The organism is Maribacter algae (genome assembly GCF_047345745.1).
GTDB lineage: Bacteria > Bacteroidota > Bacteroidia > Flavobacteriales > Flavobacteriaceae > Maribacter.
This window is the reverse complement of the sequence record NZ_JBLFES010000005.1, coordinates 369,324-386,941: the sequence shown is the minus strand read 5'-3', so window position 1 is coordinate 386,941 and position 17,618 is coordinate 369,324. Positions and strand designations below refer to the sequence as shown.

Sequence of the window (17,618 nt, the reverse complement as noted above, 5' to 3'; positions counted from 1 at the left end):
CGGTTTAATTATCACGTTCCTCCACCAAATGCATAATTTCTTCGGGCGATAAATATAATTCTTTAATGCGATCAACATATTTTTTTGAAAATCCTGCCTTGTTCAATATGAATTCTTTGGTGGCCAATATATATTTTTCCAACCCATGGATTACCGCAAAAGTATCCGCCCTGCGTTCCGCATCCTTTAAATAGTTTTTTGAAAATAGATAACGTACGCCAAAGGCCAATAAATTTAAACCGCTTCTATTTTTAAAATCCATGATATGGCCTAACTCATGTCCAAGCCAGCCAATCATGATCTCTGGGGGCATATTTTCCGTTCTGTAAAGGGTATCGGTAATTTTTACGTACTCGCTTATCAATATCTTATATTTTCTTTTTTCTTTGGACCTGAAAATACTTCCAAAAACGGGCTGCGCTTGCATGGTAGATTTTTTTATTTTTTTCTTGAATTTAAATTCAATAGCAGTTTGCTTCAACTCGGGATAATGAGATAGGGCAATGAGAGCTTCCTTTTTGATGGATTCTGGAATGATATGTTGTGCTGGCAAGGATGTCTGCATAAATATAAAAGTACATAAAGGGATTATTGTCCTACTTATAATCGTAAAATTCATTCCGTTACAATAAAGGACTAAAAAACTTGGCCAAGCCTTCAATAAATTTAGTTATGGGAGACCTGTTCTTGAACGCTACGTATTCCAACTGAATTTCTTTTTTACAATGCTTGTCAAACAAATCTTTTACATGGGAGGCAATGTCTTTATCATAAATGAGAGCATTGGTCTCAAAATTATGTTCAAAACTCCTATAATCAAAATTTCCTGAGCCTACGGAGACTATTTCTCCGTCAATGATGATGACCTTACTATGGGAAAAATCAGGTCTTAAGAAGATATTGACTCCGGCTTCCAATAAATCTTCAAATCTGGAAAACATACTATATTTCGCTAAACGGGAATCTGATTTCTCGGGTGTTAATAAATTGACTTCAATACCGCTTAAAGCTGCCACCCGTAATGCTTCAAGTATGGGTGTGCCCGGGATAAAGTAAGGATTAGCTATGCAGATACTCTTTTCCGCATTATGTATCATGGCCAAATACTGTTGCATGATTGCCGGGTATTTGGAATCGGGTCCACTGGATATTATCTGGGCAATATTATCTCCACAAGATTCTATTCTTGGGAAATATTTTTCGTCCAACATAAGTTCCTCATCACTGGCGAAATGATAATCTTTAACAAACACCCGTTGTAAACTATTTACGGCAGGACCTTCGATTTTAAGATGCATATCTCCCCAGATTCCAAGTTCTGAAACAGGTTTTATATATTTATCCGAAACGTTGACCCCTCCTGTAAAGCCAACTTTACCATCTATCACGATAATTTTTCTATGATTTCTATAATTAAGCGTAAAGAGTAGGTTGCCAAATCTCAAGGGTAGTGTTGAAAATGTTTTTACACCTAAATCCTTGAAACGTTTTACTGTTTTTCCCCGCATGTTGTGACTACCAAATGAATCATAAATCATTCGGATTTCTACACCTTCTCCGGCCTTTTTTTGAAATAATTCATAAAAGCGGTCCAGAATTACTCCGCGTTCCATGATGTAATACTCCAAGTGAATGGACTCTTTGGCATTTTCAATGGCCTTGAAAATAGCTTCAAAAGCCGTTTTGCCATCGTTCAACAACGTAATTTTATTCCCCTCATAAGGAGGAAAGTAACTATTGTTTCGAATCAGATTTGCCAATTGGTTTTTGTTGACTCCCCTAAATTCATGAATGGCATAGTTTCCATTTTTCAATTCTTTATAAGATTCGGAATAGAGTTTTCTTTTTTCGGTTTGTCTGAGTTTAAAGAGTTTGAATTTTTTTCGGTTTACCCCAAAAAAATAATACAATAACGGTCCAGCAAAAGGCAGCGAAACTACGGCAAACACCCAACTTATCATTTTGGTTGGTCTGGAGCCATTGAAGATAATATTCACTATACTCCAAATAGTAACAAGAAGATATGCTATTAAAGTATAGGTTGTCATTTGTCCAATATTTTTAAGATTACAATATAGGATTTTCTTCAATGGGAAAGTTTTTCCAGTTCATTTAGGTCATGAATATTGTGGATAGTGTTAAGAGTTCAACTACATAAAGATTAAATTGTAAAAAAAAAAAAGAATATGGGAACAATCGCAAAACACAAAAATCTAATAACACTATATTTTAGCTCTAAAAACACTATTGGAAAACAGGTTGAGCCTTACGTGGTTTCTTCGGAGAAAAAAGTACGTAGTATCGATATTTCAAAAACCAATGTGACGGAAACACAATGGACAGAGCTTGCTGAAGGATTGAACATGAAAATCTCTGACTTAATAGATCAAGAACATCCTGACTTTACCAACAAATATGGTGATGGCCAAAAATCTATGAGCCCGACGGATTGGTTGAAAATACTCAACAATCATCCGGAATTGCTTAAATATCCAATATTGATTGATGGAAACGAATATTATTCCTTACAATCTGCCTCAGCGTTCAAGAAGCATATGGAACCTGATAGTGCAAGAATCGAAAAAACCTGATTACTTCATATAGGATTTGATATCTATTATTTTGACTATTTATGTTTAATGAAGAAAACTAAAATTTGGACAAAAAGAAAGAGCAGATTTAATCTGCCCTTTCGCTTGTAACTAGTGTTTGTTAGTTTTTTCTAGTTGTCGTCAGCTATATCCTCCGCAGCATCTTCTACTTCTTCGGCACCATCTTCAATTCCTTCTCCTACTTCTTCAATACCATCTTCAATTTTTTCCCCGGCCGATTTTTCTTCTCTACAACTCATCGCTATTCCAACGGTGAATAGCGCGATAACAAACATGTATATGGATTTTTTCATTTTACTTTAGTTTATGGTTAATAATGTTATATCTCTACTTTTTTAACGAGTGTTATAAGACTTTTCTTCCTCGTATGAGCGAAATCAAAAAAAGAACGATAAAAAGGAAAAATAATATTTTAGCTATTCCTGCGGCTCCTGCGGCGATACCACCAAAACCAAATACGGCTGCTATAATTGCTAATACTATAAATGTAATTGTCCAACGTAACATAATAATGTTGTTTTTAAAGTTTATATGCGTTCAAGGTCTTTCCTTGTTGCTAACAATACAAATATCAGGGAATTACGGATTACTTCTTTGTTGTATCCATATAATCCTTGACCCATATACCTAGATTCGTTTAAAATTAATTTCTCTTATAACTTATTTTGACCCATTTCTTTTTTAAGTCAATTTCGCTCTGAAAAATATGCTATCTTGTTCTTTTCATTTTAGATGTAAAATACAATGGGCGACAAAAAACAGTTAAAGGAACAAAGTGTTATTGATGTCGTAAAAGACATTGCCAAACGTTTAAATGTGGATTATGAGGAAGAAAATAATGAGATATGTATAGATATACCACAAGAAATAGGCGTTGGGACCATAAATGCCTCTATATTTTCCCACGGTGTTGGGCTAATGAATTTGGACATACGTTTAAAAGAAGAGGTACGTTTTGAGCTAAACCAGTCCTTGGTACAGCCTTTGGAAATAATCTTCAATAGAGAATCTGCCTTTACCCATGAATTTGATGGCAAAGGAAAAGTTCAGGAAATAAGGCATTTGGAGAGTGCTATCCTGTCCTGCAATAACAAGCATGGCAACATAATTACTTTGCCCGCAAATGAGCCTATTTGTTTTTTCAACCTAGAAATCAATCGTAAGTTGTTCGAGGAAAAAATAGAGGTTTTTTTGCCGGAAATGAATTCGGAGTTAGAAGCGTTGTTTAGAGATGTTAATGGCGTAAACCTCTTCTTTTATAAAGGACATTATAGTTTGGACATTGCCAAATGTATTGAGGAAAGCAATGAATGCGAACATACGGGTTTTACGAAAAGTGTTTTTATAGAGGGCAAATGTTATGAGATTTTGGCGCATCATTTAAGACAGTATCTTGACGACCTTACGGATCCCGACAGACGAAAAATTCTGAGACAGGCCACCGTTGAGAAAATAGAGGAGGCCGCTGAAATCATTCATTCGGAATTGGAACAAATGGATAATATTCTCGCTTTGTCCAGAAGAGTGGGACTAAATCAAAATACATTGCAAACCGGTTTTAAACATCTTTATGGCACCTCTGTAAACCAGTACATACGCAACGCACGTTTGGAAATGGCCAAAAATTTAATGGAAAATAGCGATTTGAACATCACGGAAATTACCTACAGAATAGGTATAAATTCTAGAAGCTATTTTTCCAAATTGTTCAAGGAACGCTATGCGATGACCCCAAAACAATATCTTAAAAAACTGAATTCTCCAAAAAATGAGCCTCCTCGTTCAGCATAATTGAATCAATTTATTTAGATTCAACTATCTTGTTGTTTAATTTTTTAACATATTGTTTAATCACAATTAGTGCAATAGTGTTAATTAAGGTTTCAATTTTGTTAATGCCTCTCTAGGTATTGAGATTACTTTGTGCAGTACAAATTAATTGTGCCATAAAGTACATATGATGAAGGAAATTGTAATAACAAGTATAAAGGATGAACGTATACTTTCACAATTGAACACTTGTTTGGAAGGAACGTTGGAAGAAAATTGGGGCGAACGTGTTTTGCGGTTCGATAATGAAATAGGTAAAGGTGTTATAAGAAACATCGGTTTTGATTGGGGCGTTTCCCTTTTGGACTGTGATGTTACTTTTTACCAAGATATAAAACTTATTTTCAGAACTTCGAGCGTGTCTCCCATAGAGTTTGTATTCATATCAAAAGGATCTTTTAAATATAGCGAGGACAATACCGAGGAATATTTGGATTTGGAACGCTACCAAAATATTATTCTTTCGCCAAAACGTTTTGCTAAAAAGACATTTCTATTTCCGGCGGGGAAAGATTTAAAAGTGAATTTCATACGAATATTGCGTAAAGAATACCTAAAAAAGAAAAATAATAATGTAACATATCTAAATGAACTTTTGTTGTCTGTTTTTAATGACGAACAGGCAGATATGCCCTATACGCATGGGGGTAGTTTTAGTTTAAAGATAGCAGACCAGATAAAGGAATTGGGCAAGGTACATGATAACGGTATTATGCGAACCTTATCCATAGAAGGAAGAATTTATCTTATTTTATCGTTACAGTTATTGGAACATCACACCTTTGAAACAGAGGGAGTGCTTCCAGAGGCGCTCTCCAAAGAGGACATTAAGAAGATACATAAGCTAACGGATTTTATTTTGGATAATATTGCTGGGCCAATGTCCGTAGAAATACTTTCCAATGAGTCCGGTCTAAGTCCTAAAAAGTTACAGTTAGGTTTTAAGGTGCTGTATTCCAAAACCGTGAATGAGTACATAAGGCAATTAAAGTTGGAAATTTCTAGGGATTATCTAAAAAATTCTGAATTATCAGTATCCGAAATAGTATATTCCATAGGTATCAAAAGCAGAAGCTATTTTTCTAAAATCTTCAATGAGGCTTATGGTATTTTACCTACGGACTATAGAAAACAGTTGAAATCCAATAAACAGGTTCTTAATAACTAAGACTTAGGATATTCGTAGGGCAATAACATACTGTCATACGAGATGTTATTGTTGAAAAGCTCTTTGGCGATAGGTGTGGCCACAAAATCGTTTTCCAAAGGGCTTTTTAACGTTTCTTTGATTTTAGATATGGGTGTATTACTATTCAACCATTCCTCTTTCTCCTCTGGAGCCACGGTAAGTGGCATACAATCTATCATATTCTGAAATTTCTTTATAAAGCTATTGGCTTGGCCTACCAACAGGGAACATGTAAAGAAACCATCCTCTAACTGGTTGTAAATGCTGGCAAGAAAAAAAGGTTTACCATTTTTTAATGAGATATAATAGGGGTAGCTGTCTCCATTCTTGAGATAGTGTGTAAAAAACCCCGTGACGGGTATTATACCTCTCCTGTTTTCCAAAGCCTTTGTATACCACATTTCAGAGTTCATGGATTCTTCATGAAAATTTAAGGTATTGGTGGCATTTTGAAAAATATCCCAGTCCTCTTTATATTTTTCAGGTAGCAATCCCCATATGGCCAAAGCTATTTCAGTTTGGTTTTCCATGGTAATGATAGGTATGGAAACCTCGTTTAGACCGTTGATTACTTGTTGTGGTTGATATAGATTCGGGTATTTAAATGAGGCATTGGCCCATTTTTCTATAGTATCCTTCTCCGCCGTATTTGATATTTTATAATACATATACTTTCCTTTTCCTAATGCAAGTAACAAATATTGTATATGTGCTATTGTTTCATTTCAAAAAAAATGTAACTCATTAAAAATAAGTTGTTTATTAGATTTGATGAAATAGATGCCATATATGCGATATTGTTAAACATTTACTTTATTTCGGCAAGTACTCCGTTATAGTCGATCTAAATTTACATTAGTGAGTGTTAACCTATAATCGCACAGAATTAATCTAATATGGAAACCAGGAGAAAAAAGGCCAATGAGGAATTACTTATATTAAGTAATTACTTAAAAGGAAATGTTGCCAACAACAATGGGTTGCAATTATTGGAACTAGATACGTCCATCGGTTCGGGGCAAGTACATTGTGTTTGTTTGGATAACGGTTTGATCGCTATGGAGTTTGACCTATTATTGTACCAAGACTGTGATTTTCCGACAGATTGGGCAAACGGAGATTTGGTTTACTTATTCTATTGTTTAAAAGGTAATTGTTTTCATAAGTTTGAAAACGATGAGAGAGTAACCAAATTGGAAGAACTGCAGACGGCCGTACTTTTTAACGATGATTATAACCAAAGCAAAATGTTGCTAAAAAAAGATGAACGCCTAGTGCTCAATTGTATTAGGGTTGATTTAGCGGTGTACGAAAACGATGAAAATATCACGGATGGGCATCTGGAAGAAGGATTGTCTCCGCTTTTAAAATCTTATAATAAGGAGTTCGGTAATTTTCACATTGGTAAATTCAATCTGGAAATCGGGGAACTCATAAAGTCATTGGAAAATGCAAAATTTGCAATTTCGGTATCAACTTTATTGCATTTTAAAGGCATATGTCACATGGTATTGGCCAAGCAACTGGAACAATTCAAGGATGACATGGAGAATAGTACTATGCCCGTTACCTCTCTTTTAAAACAGGAATTGGAGATGATCAGTGAAATAAGCGATTTCATTAGAAATTATCCTGAAGTACAACATAGGATCGATACTATATCCTCCAAATCCGGTCTGTCCCCCTCCAAATTGCAGTTGGGTTTTAAGTTTATGCATAATATGACCTTGGGAGAATTCATAAGGGATGTTCGGCTTAAAAAAGGGGAGCATCTTTTAAGAACAACGGATTTAAATATCTCCGAGGTGGTTTATTCCATAGGATTTACAAGTAGAAGTTATTTCTGTAAGATATTCAAGAAAAAATATGGCTGTAATCCAAAGGCATACAAAAATCGTGCGGTAGCAGCACTGGAATTACAAAAAAAGGAAGCTTTTTAAGCTTCCTTTTTTAATCAATAAAAATATTCTTTCTAAGAAAGGTCCTCAAGAGTATTGATGGTTGAAAGACCATTTTCAATGGCAACCTTTTGTTTGTTCAATACTTGCGAGGTACTTGTTGGCAAAGATGTCTCGTTCAATACCTCATTGTACTCCTCTATTGACGCTTTCTCTCCACGGATAGCTTCCTCTAGCATTGCTTCTTCATTGTCGGAAGAGAACATTGCCTTTACATCCATCCAAGTTCTATGCGCTTTTCCGGTAAAGCTGCCTCCCTTGTCCACTTCTTGCCCAAAAGATTTAATTTCTGATTTTAATTCATGTCCAAAATCATAGCGTTGTTGCGCTTTCCCGTTAAAATAGGATTTTAACGCACTGTTATTGGTGTTTTCCGCTGCTTTTTTAAAACCTTTTTCAGCATCATAGGTTTTTTCCAATAAATCGTTCAATTTGTTTCCAACAGACTCCGTATAGGTACTCATAATAAATAATATTTAAAATTATATGACTGTTTATATAATGGATGCCAGCCATTTTACACCCTTTTTTTATAGTTTGTAGAATCTATTTCTACTTTCAAATTCTTTTATTTTCCTCCTTAAATCAGATATGCTTTGACCCTTTTTGTTTCCTTCTCTAGCAACGACATCCAAAGGAATTTCAATAAAGGGATCTAATTCTTTTGGCAATTCCATCAGAGCATCCAGGTCTTTTTCAATGGTAGTTTTTGTTGTGTTATCGGTTTTAAGACTTTGTACACCATCCTTGATTAACAGGAACAAAAAAACTGAACCCAATAATATGGAAAGGCCTCCGAATACTTCAATAAATAAGGTCATAGCAGTTTGGTTTTGATATAAAATTATGGCTCTGGGCTTGGATGGAATGACTGATATCGTTTAAACTTTGACTCGTTTTAATAGAGCAAATACTTGTTATTGAATGAGTTAAAAAAGAGTGGATTGTAAGACATTCTTAAGAAGTATTTTTAGGATATTTAGTCTTTGGTTGTTGGTTAAATTGAATTTGTGGATTTTGACTCAACAAAACCTTCTTCCCATTATTTAGTTCTCCAAAATTTTAAATAGTGGGAAGCACAAATTCGATAAAAAATGAAATCATGATAAAAAAGGGAACACAAGTAAAATGGAATTGGGGCAGCGGTACCGCAGAAGGAACGGTAGAGGAGACCTACACGAGTAAAATTACTAAAACCATCAAGGGAACTTCCGTCACTCGCGATGGTTCATCAGGAGATAAAGCTTTGTATATAAAACAAGATGACGGCGATTACGTGCTCAAAAGTGAATCTGAGGTAGAACGCGCCGACTAGTTCGTTGTTACTTTTCTTCTTCCTGAGATACTTTTTCAGTAACTATGTTCAAGGGCTGAGGAAAATCCAACGTTCTTATCGGGAATGGAATATTGATATCGTTTTTATCAAACGCACTTTTAATGGCGATCATGGCATCTGTTTTTGCTCTGGCCACTTCTAGGGCAGAAGTAGAATTGATCCAAAACCTGCATTCAAAATTTATGGAACTATCGCCGAATTCTTGATAAAGGAAAATAATATCCTCTTTATTTTCTACGGATTCAAAATTTTCTAAAATGGTCTTTTTGACCAAATCCCTTACATTTTCCAAATTGGACTCATAACCCACACCACATTCTAAAATTACTCTTGACTGTGCCGTGGTAGAATAGTTTTTTATGGGATTTTCCACAACAAGCTTATTGGGAAGGTAGACCAGATTGTTATCGGGTTGTTTCAACGTAACGGAGCGTAAATCCAAATCTACTACTTCGCCTTCGTAACCATTGCTTTCTATCCAATCCCCAAATTTTAAATGTTTTACATACGATAGTACAATGCCTGAATAGGTATTCGCCAATGCACCTTGCAAGGCAAGACCAACCGCTAAGCCAACCACCCCGGCACCTGCCAATATGGTATTAAGGGCCTTGCTCAGGTTCAAAATGCCCAAAACCAAAAAAAGGCCGACCATAACGACTACGATTGAAGCAATTTTTGAAAGCAAGCTCCTCATGGAAGCCTGTAATTTGGTTTTTTCCAATAATTTGGAAACTAATTTGCTTATATATCTCGATATAATGATAGCTAAGGTGAATACTACGATTGCAATCAGGATATTGGGCAGGTTCAATACAACGGCTTTGAACCAAGAACTTAATTTCTCGGTCATCAAGGACCATGCTTCGGAAAATTGTTCGGTCATGTTTCTTAATTTAAATTTTTTAACGGTTTATATTTTTCAATAAGTTGAAGTACGGTTATTTCCGAGGGAGCGTAATAGTTGTTTTCCTTGGATTTGTCCGCTTGGTCTAAATAGTTATCTAAAACTCCTTCATTGTACATCTTTGGTATGAGCGGATGCACATAATATTTTTTACAGACGTTACGAGTATTGCCCAAAGCTTTTGCGGTGGCATCATAGGCTTTGATGATATTTTTTTCCCTCGATTTTTTCTTCGCGGTAATCGGGGTTTCCCCTAATGTCTCAAAAAAGATAACGGTGCCCGCCCACGTTCTAAAATCTTTAGCAGTAAATAAGTGCCCGCTTATTTCGTGGATATAATCGTTCACCATTCCACTATCCACCGACATTTTTTCACCATTATCATTATAAAACTGAAACAGTTCCCATCCCGGAATTTCTTCACATTTGTTGACCAAGTGTATTAGTTTTTTGTTTCTAAGCGTAATCTTGTGCTTTTTACCTTTTTTTCCTGTAAACTCAAATCTAATTTTTCCGTCAAGCTGTTTTATATGTTTTGTTCTTAGGGTAGAAAGGCCATAGGTTTTGTTTCTTTTTGCATATTGTTCGTTCCCGACTCTAATATGGGTTTCTTCCATTAATCTGACTATCAGGGCCAATACCTTATTTTTTGGCCAGCCGGGAAGTTCCAAATCTTTTTCTACTCGAGCACGAATTTTTGGTAGTGCTTTGCCGAAAGGAAGCATTTTATAGAATTTTGTCCTATTTCTTAGCTTAAGCCAAATAGGATGGTATCTATATTGTGTTCTTTTTTTTGAATCTGCACCGATAGCCTGTAGATGGGCATTCTCCAACGGAGCTATTTTAACATCTGCCCATGCTGGCGGTATGACCAATTCCTTAATTCTTTTTAGCTGTTTCTTTTGGAGTAGCGGTTTGTTCTTGTACAAGTAGAGGAAACCGTTTTCTTTTCTAATTCTTAAAATGCTGAGTTGGTCTCTGGCAACATATTTTAGATTCAAATGTTCAAGGGCTTCTTGTGGAGCACTTATGAGTTTTTCTATAAAGTCAATATTATTATTTGAATCTAATGCCATATTATTCATAAGTTATAAGAAAATTATAAAGAAGTATGGTCCCAATAGTGAACTATTTGGGACCATTACAAAACCAACCAAACAAAATTTTAAAACGATTTACTTCGTATAAATCACTTCGTAATCATCCATTTTCTTTTCCAATTCATTCAAATCTTTTACATAAGTATACTGAGTATTGAACACGCGGTCGGGTTTTTCTCCAACTACATAATGTTTAACATTCATATCGGGTGCCTTTAGAACTACTTGATCTGAGACCCTCATTTTTTTATCCCCAATGCTCTGATTCATACGCTCTAGTTCTGAGACTACAAATAACTTATCCTCACTGGCATATATTTTGTCAATGGATATTGCATGCTCGTTATCCGTAACCTCTGCTTCTACCATAATAGTGCGTTCTTCATTTTCAGTACCATCATCATTGGGCATATCAACATCGATATATGGTACTTCTACCTCCTCTTCTTCCATTACTACGACCACTTTTGGAACGGTAACTGTCTTGGTAGTTGTCCCGATATTAATATCGGCCCAGTTAACATCGTATTCAGGTAATTCCCCGGCTTCTGCGGTAACATCTATATCGAGCTCTGGAAGCTCACCTTTTTCCTCTTTTTTAATATTGCAACCCAAAACAAGAGCTGCAGCAGTAATTGTAAATAATGCTTTTTTCATTGTTCTGTTTTTTGTGTTCATATTCGTTGGAGTAAAATTAAAATGGTTTTACTTGGTACGTTTGCTGTATCCATCGAAATCTTGACTTTATACAGAGTATGTTTGATACATATAATAATCTCAAGGCGTAAAGGAGCTATTATTTTAAGCATATGAGATAGTGTCAACGTATAGATCTTTTTACATTGTGTGACTTGTAGATAGCATATCAAAATGAATAAAAAGCAAGATTTTTCAGGATTAAAGGCCGTATATATCAATTGTACGTTGAAAAAGTCTCCCAAGACCAGCCATACGGAAGGGCTGATGAATGTTTCGATGAATATTTTAAAATCAGAGAACGTAGCAGTGGATTACATTCGGTTGTCAGATTATAAAGTGCCTACGGGCTTATTGCCGGACATGACAGAAGAGGGAGCGGATAAAGACGATTGGCCAAAAATATATGAAAGAATCATGGATGCCGATTTTATGATTATTGGCACTCCTATATGGTTGGGCGAAAAATCTTCTGTCGCTACTAAATTGATAGAACGATTGTATGGGATGAGCGGTAAGACCAATGCCAAAGGGCAGTATATTTACTATGGCAAAGTTGGTGGTTGTGTGATAACGGGGAACGAGGACGGTATTAAGCATTGTGCCATGGGCATTCTTTACGCTCTACAGCATTTAGGGTTTAGTATACCCCCGCAGGCCGATTGCGGCTGGATAGGGGAAGCCGGTCCGGGACCAAGCTATCTGGATGAGGAATCCGATGCCAAGAACAATGAATTTACTAATAGAAACACTACGTTCATGACCTATAACATGCTTCATTTAGCCAAGATGTTAAAGGAAAATAATGGCTATCCTAATTATGGTAATTCACGTGAGGAGTGGGACGACGGTACACGCTGGAATTTTGAGAATCCAGAATACCGATAAACCAAAAAGCTAATCTTTACAAATAGAACATTTTTATGAAAGCATCACCAACGTTAATATGTATACCGGATATCAGTGGTTTTACGGAGTTTATGAGCGAAACCGATTTTGAATTGAGCTCAAAAGTTATTCCCACGTTGTTGAACAATATCATTTATTCAAATGAGATAGGCTTAAAAGTATCCGAGATTGAAGGTGACGCGGTACTCTTCTACAAATCCGGTGATATGCCGTCATTGAGTAAATTGATAACACAATGTGAATATTTTTATACGGAATTTTACAAACAATTAAACTCGCTCCGCGAGCAGTATAAAAAAAATAAAGAGGCGTTCAATATTCCGGAAATTTTGGGATTGAAGATAGTGTTGCATTTTGGCGAAGAGGTGGCGCTGACAAAAGTGGGCAATCGTATAAAACTTTTTGGGGAAGATTTAATTGTTGCCCATAGATTATTGAAAAATGAAATAGACCTGGACGAATATTTACTATTATCAGAAGGCCTGACCAATTATTACAAAGAACACGATTTAAAAAACGGATTTGATTGGGGAACCTTAAAAGAAGGTGCTACGGAGTATGACCACGTAGGGAAAATTAAATACCATTTTATTAACCTTAAACCTATTTTGGAAAAATAAGATGAGTGTTTTTTTTCATGACACGCATTATATGATAAGCATCAATGAGTTTTTCTTTTAAGCAACTTAAGGATTTTAGGTATCCTTAATTTTGAATAAATAAATTTAAAAAAGAGGAATATGAGCTATTTGGATATCGATTCAGAAAAAGTGAGTCCCATAGTAGAGGAATTGAATATATTACTGGCGGATTATAACATCTATTATCAAAATTTGAGAGGATTTCATTGGAATGTTCTCGGAAAGAATTTCTTTGATCTACACGAAAAATTCGAGGAACTGTACACAGATGCTAGGATAAAAATAGACGAAATAGCCGAGCGTATTCTAACACTACGCTATCATCCTAAAAGTCAATTTTCAGAGTATTTCAAAATTGCGGCAGTAAAGGAAACGCCTTCCCTAATTTCTGATAAAGAAATGGTGCATCATGTTTTATCCAATCATGAAGATATTTTAAAGCAGATGAGCAGAGTTGTAAGTAAAGCTGAAGCTGCGGGAGATGAGGGTACCATAGACATGATAGGTGCCTATATCGGCAACTTGGAAAAGGTAAGTTGGATGTTGGATGCCTGGACAAAAGATACGCACGATCAACTCAAAAGCAATTAGTTACATTGAATTTCAAAAAAGGAAAGCCCCTGTAAATAGGGGCTTTTTTTGTGCTCAAAAAATATGAAGATTAATCTTATCGAAGATTTAAGATGTAAAAAAAAATTGATGTCAATAAATAACTTAAATTGTAAATATTTTTCAAATTCAAAATCCTAGGGAACATGACTATTATTGAAATAACGGCTACTAGTACTGAGGGTACCGTAAAGCAGATTCAACAGGTAATTGGAGGTCAAATCACGGAACGCTGGGGCGAATACACGCTTACGGTAAACAGTGCAAAAGCTACGGGTAATATTCGGTTTATCACGTTTGATTGGGGTGTTAACCTCTTGGAGTATGATATTACCTTCCACGATGAGATTACATTGATCATGGACGCTTCAAAATATAACCCCATTCATTTTGCCTACTGTTTGGAAGGGAGTTGTGGTCACAGGTTCGGATATCAAAGTTTAGAGGAAACAAAGACATTGGAGCAATTTCAGTCCGTCATCATAACGAGCAAGGAAGGAGGATTTAACTATGGCTATTTTCCAAAAGGTGTAAAACTGGAAATCAATGTTATACAAATAGCTCGAAAAAAATTCTTGAAAAAGCGTATTAATGGAGTGGAAGCACTTAACAAAAGGCTGTATGAGGTTTTTATGGATACAGATCATGACAATACCTTTGCTTATTACGGATCATATAATTTAAAATTGGCCAATAAAATAGGAGCCTTGCGAAAAGTTAGAAATAAGAACGGCATGATTCGTATTATGCAGATAGAAGGCTTGGTATATGAAATTTTGGCAATGCATATAGCACAGCACGAAAAGGAAAGTGTGAATGCAATGCCGCAGACCTCATTGTTAAGGAGTGAATTGAAGATAGTACGGCAGTTGGCCGATAAAATAGCAAAAAATATAACTTTGGATTACACTTTGGAAAGACTCTCCATGGAATCAGGCCTTTCACAGGCAAAATTACAGGAGGGGTTTAAGTTGTTGTACACCAGAACGGTAACGGAATACATTAGACATGTTCGTTTGGAAGCGGCGCGAGATTATATCAGTACTACAGATATGAATATATCACAAATTGTATATTCCATAGGATTCAGCAGTAGAAGTTACTTTTCTAAAATCTTTAAGAACAAATACGGTATAAGCCCAAGTGATTTTCAACATCATGTAAAAAGAACCATGGAACCAGATTTGGTAGCCTAACCTTATCAATGGTGAATTTAACGAAACATCTTTCGTATAAGATATAATATCCCATACTTTTTGATAGCAGAAATTACTGTGGAAACCCAACTATAAGGACTCAAATCTTCTTTTACATTTTGCTTTAAACCTTTGATTTCCTCCAAAGCTATTTGACGCTCTAAATTGAGGCGCTTTAAATCATATTCTATTTGTTCGAAATTGTGGTACATGTCTAATCAAAAAATTTGGCGGATAATTTTTTTACGATGGCATTATCTATCTTCTTCCTTATCTTAAAAAGAATGAAAGCAATCACTAACAGGGCAAACCCCATGATTATACACGATAAAATAATGCTACCCAAAAGGTTACCAAGATAAATGGTGCCGGCAATCATAAACAAAAGAAATCCTAAAAACAATAAACTACCGATGATGGCCATTTTACTGAACATCCCGGTAGTCAGTGCTAATTGTTGAAATATCTTAAGCTTATAATATTCTTGGGTTTTCTTATAATACTGTTCACCTACTTCAACAGCCTTATTAGAAGTATCATTAAGAGATTCAAGAACGCTCATCTATGATGTTTTCTGTAATTTTTTATTTTTAGCTTTCAACTGTATTAATTTAGCTTCCAGCGTGTTGATGATATCTTCGGTCTTGTAACTTACATCGGAGACCAAGGATTCTACCCGTGTGTCCAACGTTTGTTTCTCCGTAGCGACTTTATTGACAACCCTATCTTTTAAATCTATTGCAGTATCCGCAATATTTTCTTTAGTCGCGGCTGCCTGTTCCGCTATTTTTTTTCTAGTATTGACTCCTTTGTCAGGTGCATATAAAATTCCCAATGCGGCCCCTATCGCAGAACCCGCAATTACTGCTAAAAGTGTGTTGCTATTATTACTCATGTTATCTTAAATTTATATTCATACGATGTCTTTCATCGTTCATGGTACAAAGGTTTAATTTTTAAGTGATTATCCTTGACTCAAATAATTTAAATCTTGACGGAAACCCTTTAAGGCAAAAGGGTTAAGATTTTAGTGGAACGCATTAAGTAGGTTTTCCACACCCGATTAACTTTGTTTATTACGAATAATAAACAATGAAATCAATAAAAGCAATAAATCCTTTTAATGGTGAACCTCTTGAAACGTATCAAAAAGATACATCAAAATCGATTGCAAACAAAAAGGAGAAAGCCTTAACGGCATTTGAAACCTGGAGCGTTAAAACTATTGCCCAACGTACTAAATTGTTGCACAATGTTTCCAAACTCTTATTGGAAAGAAAAGAAAAATATGCCAATTTGATGACCAAAGAAATGGGAAAGCCAATTTCCCAAAGTATTGCAGAGATAGAAAAATGTGTATGGGCCTGTGATTTTTATCATGTTAATGCAGAAAATTTTTTAGCGGACCAATTAATTGAAACCGATGCGGAAGAAAGCTTCATCAGTTATGACCCATTAGGTGTAATACTGGCTGTGATGCCTTGGAATTACCCTTTTTGGCAAGTTATTCGGTTTGCAGCTCCAACACTTACCGCAGGAAATACCGCTATACTAAAACACGCAAAAAATGTTCCCGGTTGTGCAAGAGCATTGGAGGACCTATTTAAAGATGCTGGCTATCCAGAAGGTTGCTTCCAGTCAATATTGGCCGGCCACGAGGTTATAGAAGAATTGATAGCGGATGATGCCATAAAAGCGGTTACGCTCACAGGTAGCGAGAAAGCGGGTAAAGCTATTGCCGCTTTGGCCGGCAAGCACTTAAAAAAAACAGTATTGGAGTTAGGTGGTAACAATGCATGTATTGTTTGGGAAGATGCAGACTTAGAGCAATACATGGAAACTATGGTGAAGGCCAGAATGCAGAACACGGGACAAAGTTGTATTGCTGCCAAAAGGTTTATTGTTTGTGAGACTATCTATGATACATTTATTGAAAAATTTCAAAGTGTAGTGGAGAGTCTACCTGTAGGAAATCCAGAAGAAGACGAAACCTATATTGGAGTGCTCGCCCGACCGGATTTAGCAGAGGACGTATCGGAACAAGTGGAAAAATCCATAGCGAAAGGAGCCAGACTCTTATTGGGCAACGAAAGAGACGGTGCCTTCTATTCACCGACCATTCTCGGAGACGTAACTTCTGGCATGCCCGTTTTTGATGAGGAAACTTTTGGTCCGGTCGCGGCCGTAATAAAGGCAAAGGATAGGGAACATAGTATTCAATTGGCTACAACTTCTAATTACGGTTTGGGCACTATGTTGTTTACGGAAGATGTGGAAGCGGGAAGAAAGATTATAAGTCAAATCCCGGATGGGGCTTTTTTTATTAACGAGATGGTGAAATCCGATCCGAGACTGCCCTTTGGTGGTACCAAAAATTCGGGTTACGGACGGGAGTTGAGTAAAGAAGGGATATTGGAATTTGTAAATAAAAAAACAGTTTATATAAAAAAATAAAATAATGAAGCAGGGAGAAGAAAATACACAATTTGTAAAAGAATCGGAGCAATCTTCGCGTAAATATATCTTTCAGAAAAATAGCAAGACCAAAGTAGGTTTGGTCATTATTATTGCTTTTTTGGTTCTGATTATATTAGGAATTGCCCTTTCAGGAGCCGTATTCGCTTAGATTTTAAGG

The 17,618-nt window shown here is 35.9% G+C and carries 23 protein-coding genes; 11 read left to right on the top strand and 12 right to left on the bottom strand.

Features of this window, described 5'->3' with window-relative positions; translation table 11 throughout:
* Positions 1-4 precede the first annotated feature (4 nt).
* Both ACKWBX_RS18310 and cls read right to left on the bottom strand, forming a co-directional pair.
* Positions 5-565, bottom strand: a complete 561-nt coding sequence (locus ACKWBX_RS18310) for a hypothetical protein (RefSeq protein WP_413970170.1) — start codon at positions 563-565, stop codon at positions 5-7.
* Positions 566-623: 58 nt separating this feature from the next.
* A complete protein-coding gene (gene cls, locus ACKWBX_RS18305) occupies positions 624-2,048 on the bottom strand; it encodes a cardiolipin synthase (protein WP_413970169.1) in 1,425 nt (474 codons plus the stop codon).
* A 138-nt stretch (positions 2,049-2,186) separates the two neighbouring features.
* Here cls and ACKWBX_RS18300 point away from each other — a divergent pair, with 138 nt between their 5' ends.
* Positions 2,187-2,591 carry an arsenate reductase family protein gene (locus tag ACKWBX_RS18300; protein ID WP_413970168.1) on the top strand — a complete coding sequence of 135 codons (405 nt, stop codon included), beginning with the start codon at positions 2,187-2,189 and terminating at the stop codon, positions 2,589-2,591.
* A 131-nt stretch (positions 2,592-2,722) separates the two neighbouring features.
* Here the strand turns inward: ACKWBX_RS18300 and ACKWBX_RS18295 are convergent, their stop codons facing one another.
* Entirely contained in the window at positions 2,723-2,905 is a 183-nt protein-coding gene (locus ACKWBX_RS18295; protein WP_413970167.1) for a hypothetical protein, read from the bottom strand.
* A 52-nt stretch (positions 2,906-2,957) separates the two neighbouring features.
* Positions 2,958-3,119, bottom strand: coding sequence for a DUF1328 family protein (locus tag ACKWBX_RS18290; RefSeq protein ID WP_413970166.1), 162 nt, complete (start codon positions 3,117-3,119; stop codon positions 2,958-2,960).
* A 237-nt stretch (positions 3,120-3,356) separates the two neighbouring features.
* On the opposite strand from ACKWBX_RS18290, the gene ACKWBX_RS18285 reads away from it, so the two are divergent.
* Together ACKWBX_RS18285 and ACKWBX_RS18280 are read left to right on the top strand one after the other, a co-directional pair.
* The gene (locus ACKWBX_RS18285; protein ID WP_413970165.1) at positions 3,357-4,403 is read left to right on the top strand and encodes a helix-turn-helix domain-containing protein; all 1,047 of its coding nucleotides are present in this window, start codon (positions 3,357-3,359) and stop codon (positions 4,401-4,403) included.
* Positions 4,404-4,572: 169 nt separating this feature from the next.
* Complete coding sequence (locus ACKWBX_RS18280; RefSeq protein WP_413970164.1) at positions 4,573-5,610, top strand: helix-turn-helix domain-containing protein; 1,038 nt, start codon at positions 4,573-4,575, stop codon at positions 5,608-5,610.
* Here ACKWBX_RS18280 and ACKWBX_RS18275 read toward each other — a convergent pair.
* Positions 5,607-6,299 (bottom strand): SOS response-associated peptidase, encoded by a 693-nt coding sequence (locus tag ACKWBX_RS18275; protein WP_413970163.1) that lies wholly within the window; start codon positions 6,297-6,299, stop codon positions 5,607-5,609. The genes ACKWBX_RS18280 and ACKWBX_RS18275 overlap by 4 nt on opposite strands.
* A 228-nt stretch (positions 6,300-6,527) precedes the next feature.
* On the opposite strand from ACKWBX_RS18275, the gene ACKWBX_RS18270 reads away from it, so the two are divergent.
* On the top strand, positions 6,528-7,571 hold the full coding sequence (locus tag ACKWBX_RS18270; RefSeq protein WP_413970162.1) for a helix-turn-helix domain-containing protein: 1,044 nt from the start codon (positions 6,528-6,530) through the stop codon (positions 7,569-7,571).
* Between the two features lie 32 nt (positions 7,572-7,603).
* On the opposite strand, the gene ACKWBX_RS18265 is transcribed toward ACKWBX_RS18270, so the two are convergent.
* Together ACKWBX_RS18265 and ACKWBX_RS18260 are read right to left on the bottom strand one after the other, a co-directional pair.
* Positions 7,604-8,053 carry a ferritin-like domain-containing protein gene (locus ACKWBX_RS18265; RefSeq protein ID WP_413970161.1) on the bottom strand — a complete coding sequence of 150 codons (450 nt, stop codon included), beginning with the start codon at positions 8,051-8,053 and terminating at the stop codon, positions 7,604-7,606.
* A gap of 66 nt (positions 8,054-8,119) precedes the next feature.
* Positions 8,120-8,410, bottom strand: a complete 291-nt coding sequence (locus tag ACKWBX_RS18260) for a hypothetical protein (RefSeq protein ID WP_413970160.1) — start codon at positions 8,408-8,410, stop codon at positions 8,120-8,122.
* A 281-nt stretch (positions 8,411-8,691) separates the two neighbouring features.
* Between ACKWBX_RS18260 and ACKWBX_RS18255 the strand changes: the two genes are divergently transcribed.
* The gene (locus ACKWBX_RS18255; RefSeq protein ID WP_413970159.1) at positions 8,692-8,904 is read left to right on the top strand and encodes a hypervirulence associated TUDOR domain-containing protein; all 213 of its coding nucleotides are present in this window, start codon (positions 8,692-8,694) and stop codon (positions 8,902-8,904) included.
* A 7-nt stretch (positions 8,905-8,911) separates the two neighbouring features.
* Here the strand turns inward: ACKWBX_RS18255 and ACKWBX_RS18250 are convergent, their stop codons facing one another.
* The 3 genes from ACKWBX_RS18250 to ACKWBX_RS18240 all read right to left on the bottom strand — a co-directional run bounded on the left by ACKWBX_RS18250 (position 8,912) and on the right by ACKWBX_RS18240 (position 11,589).
* Positions 8,912-9,811: a mechanosensitive ion channel family protein gene (locus ACKWBX_RS18250; RefSeq protein WP_413970158.1), complete on the bottom strand. Its 900-nt coding sequence runs from the start codon at positions 9,809-9,811 to the stop codon at positions 8,912-8,914.
* A gap of 5 nt (positions 9,812-9,816) precedes the next feature.
* Positions 9,817-10,908, bottom strand: a complete 1,092-nt coding sequence (locus tag ACKWBX_RS18245) for a DNA topoisomerase IB (protein WP_413970157.1) — start codon at positions 10,906-10,908, stop codon at positions 9,817-9,819.
* Positions 10,909-11,007: 99 nt separating this feature from the next.
* Entirely contained in the window at positions 11,008-11,589 is a 582-nt protein-coding gene (locus tag ACKWBX_RS18240; RefSeq protein WP_413970156.1) for a hypothetical protein, read from the bottom strand.
* A 213-nt stretch (positions 11,590-11,802) separates the two neighbouring features.
* Here ACKWBX_RS18240 and ACKWBX_RS18235 point away from each other — a divergent pair, with 213 nt between their 5' ends.
* The 4 genes from ACKWBX_RS18235 (at position 11,803) to ACKWBX_RS18220 (ending at position 14,983) form a co-directional block, all read left to right on the top strand.
* The gene (locus ACKWBX_RS18235) at positions 11,803-12,516 is read left to right on the top strand and encodes a flavodoxin family protein (protein WP_413970155.1); all 714 of its coding nucleotides are present in this window, start codon (positions 11,803-11,805) and stop codon (positions 12,514-12,516) included.
* Positions 12,517-12,551: 35 nt separating this feature from the next.
* Positions 12,552-13,157: a DUF2652 domain-containing protein gene (locus tag ACKWBX_RS18230; RefSeq protein WP_413970154.1), complete on the top strand. Its 606-nt coding sequence runs from the start codon at positions 12,552-12,554 to the stop codon at positions 13,155-13,157.
* A gap of 120 nt (positions 13,158-13,277) precedes the next feature.
* Positions 13,278-13,769, top strand: coding sequence for a Dps family protein (locus tag ACKWBX_RS18225; protein ID WP_413970153.1), 492 nt, complete (start codon positions 13,278-13,280; stop codon positions 13,767-13,769).
* Positions 13,770-13,933: 164 nt separating this feature from the next.
* Positions 13,934-14,983, top strand: coding sequence for a helix-turn-helix transcriptional regulator (locus tag ACKWBX_RS18220; protein WP_413970152.1), 1,050 nt, complete (start codon positions 13,934-13,936; stop codon positions 14,981-14,983).
* A 214-nt stretch (positions 14,984-15,197) separates the two neighbouring features.
* On the opposite strand, the gene ACKWBX_RS18215 is transcribed toward ACKWBX_RS18220, so the two are convergent.
* Together ACKWBX_RS18215 and ACKWBX_RS18210 are read right to left on the bottom strand one after the other, a co-directional pair.
* Positions 15,198-15,545 carry a hypothetical protein gene (locus ACKWBX_RS18215; protein WP_413970151.1) on the bottom strand — a complete coding sequence of 116 codons (348 nt, stop codon included), beginning with the start codon at positions 15,543-15,545 and terminating at the stop codon, positions 15,198-15,200.
* The gene (locus ACKWBX_RS18210; RefSeq protein WP_413970150.1) at positions 15,546-15,878 is read right to left on the bottom strand and encodes a YtxH domain-containing protein; all 333 of its coding nucleotides are present in this window, start codon (positions 15,876-15,878) and stop codon (positions 15,546-15,548) included.
* Positions 15,879-16,075: 197 nt separating this feature from the next.
* Between ACKWBX_RS18210 and ACKWBX_RS18205 the strand changes: the two genes are divergently transcribed.
* Positions 16,076-17,437 carry an NAD-dependent succinate-semialdehyde dehydrogenase gene (locus tag ACKWBX_RS18205; RefSeq protein WP_413970149.1) on the top strand — a complete coding sequence of 454 codons (1,362 nt, stop codon included), beginning with the start codon at positions 16,076-16,078 and terminating at the stop codon, positions 17,435-17,437.
* Between the two features lie 4 nt (positions 17,438-17,441).
* Positions 17,442-17,609, top strand: a complete 168-nt coding sequence (locus tag ACKWBX_RS18200) for a hypothetical protein (RefSeq protein WP_413970148.1) — start codon at positions 17,442-17,444, stop codon at positions 17,607-17,609.
* Positions 17,610-17,618: the final 9 nt, after the last annotated feature.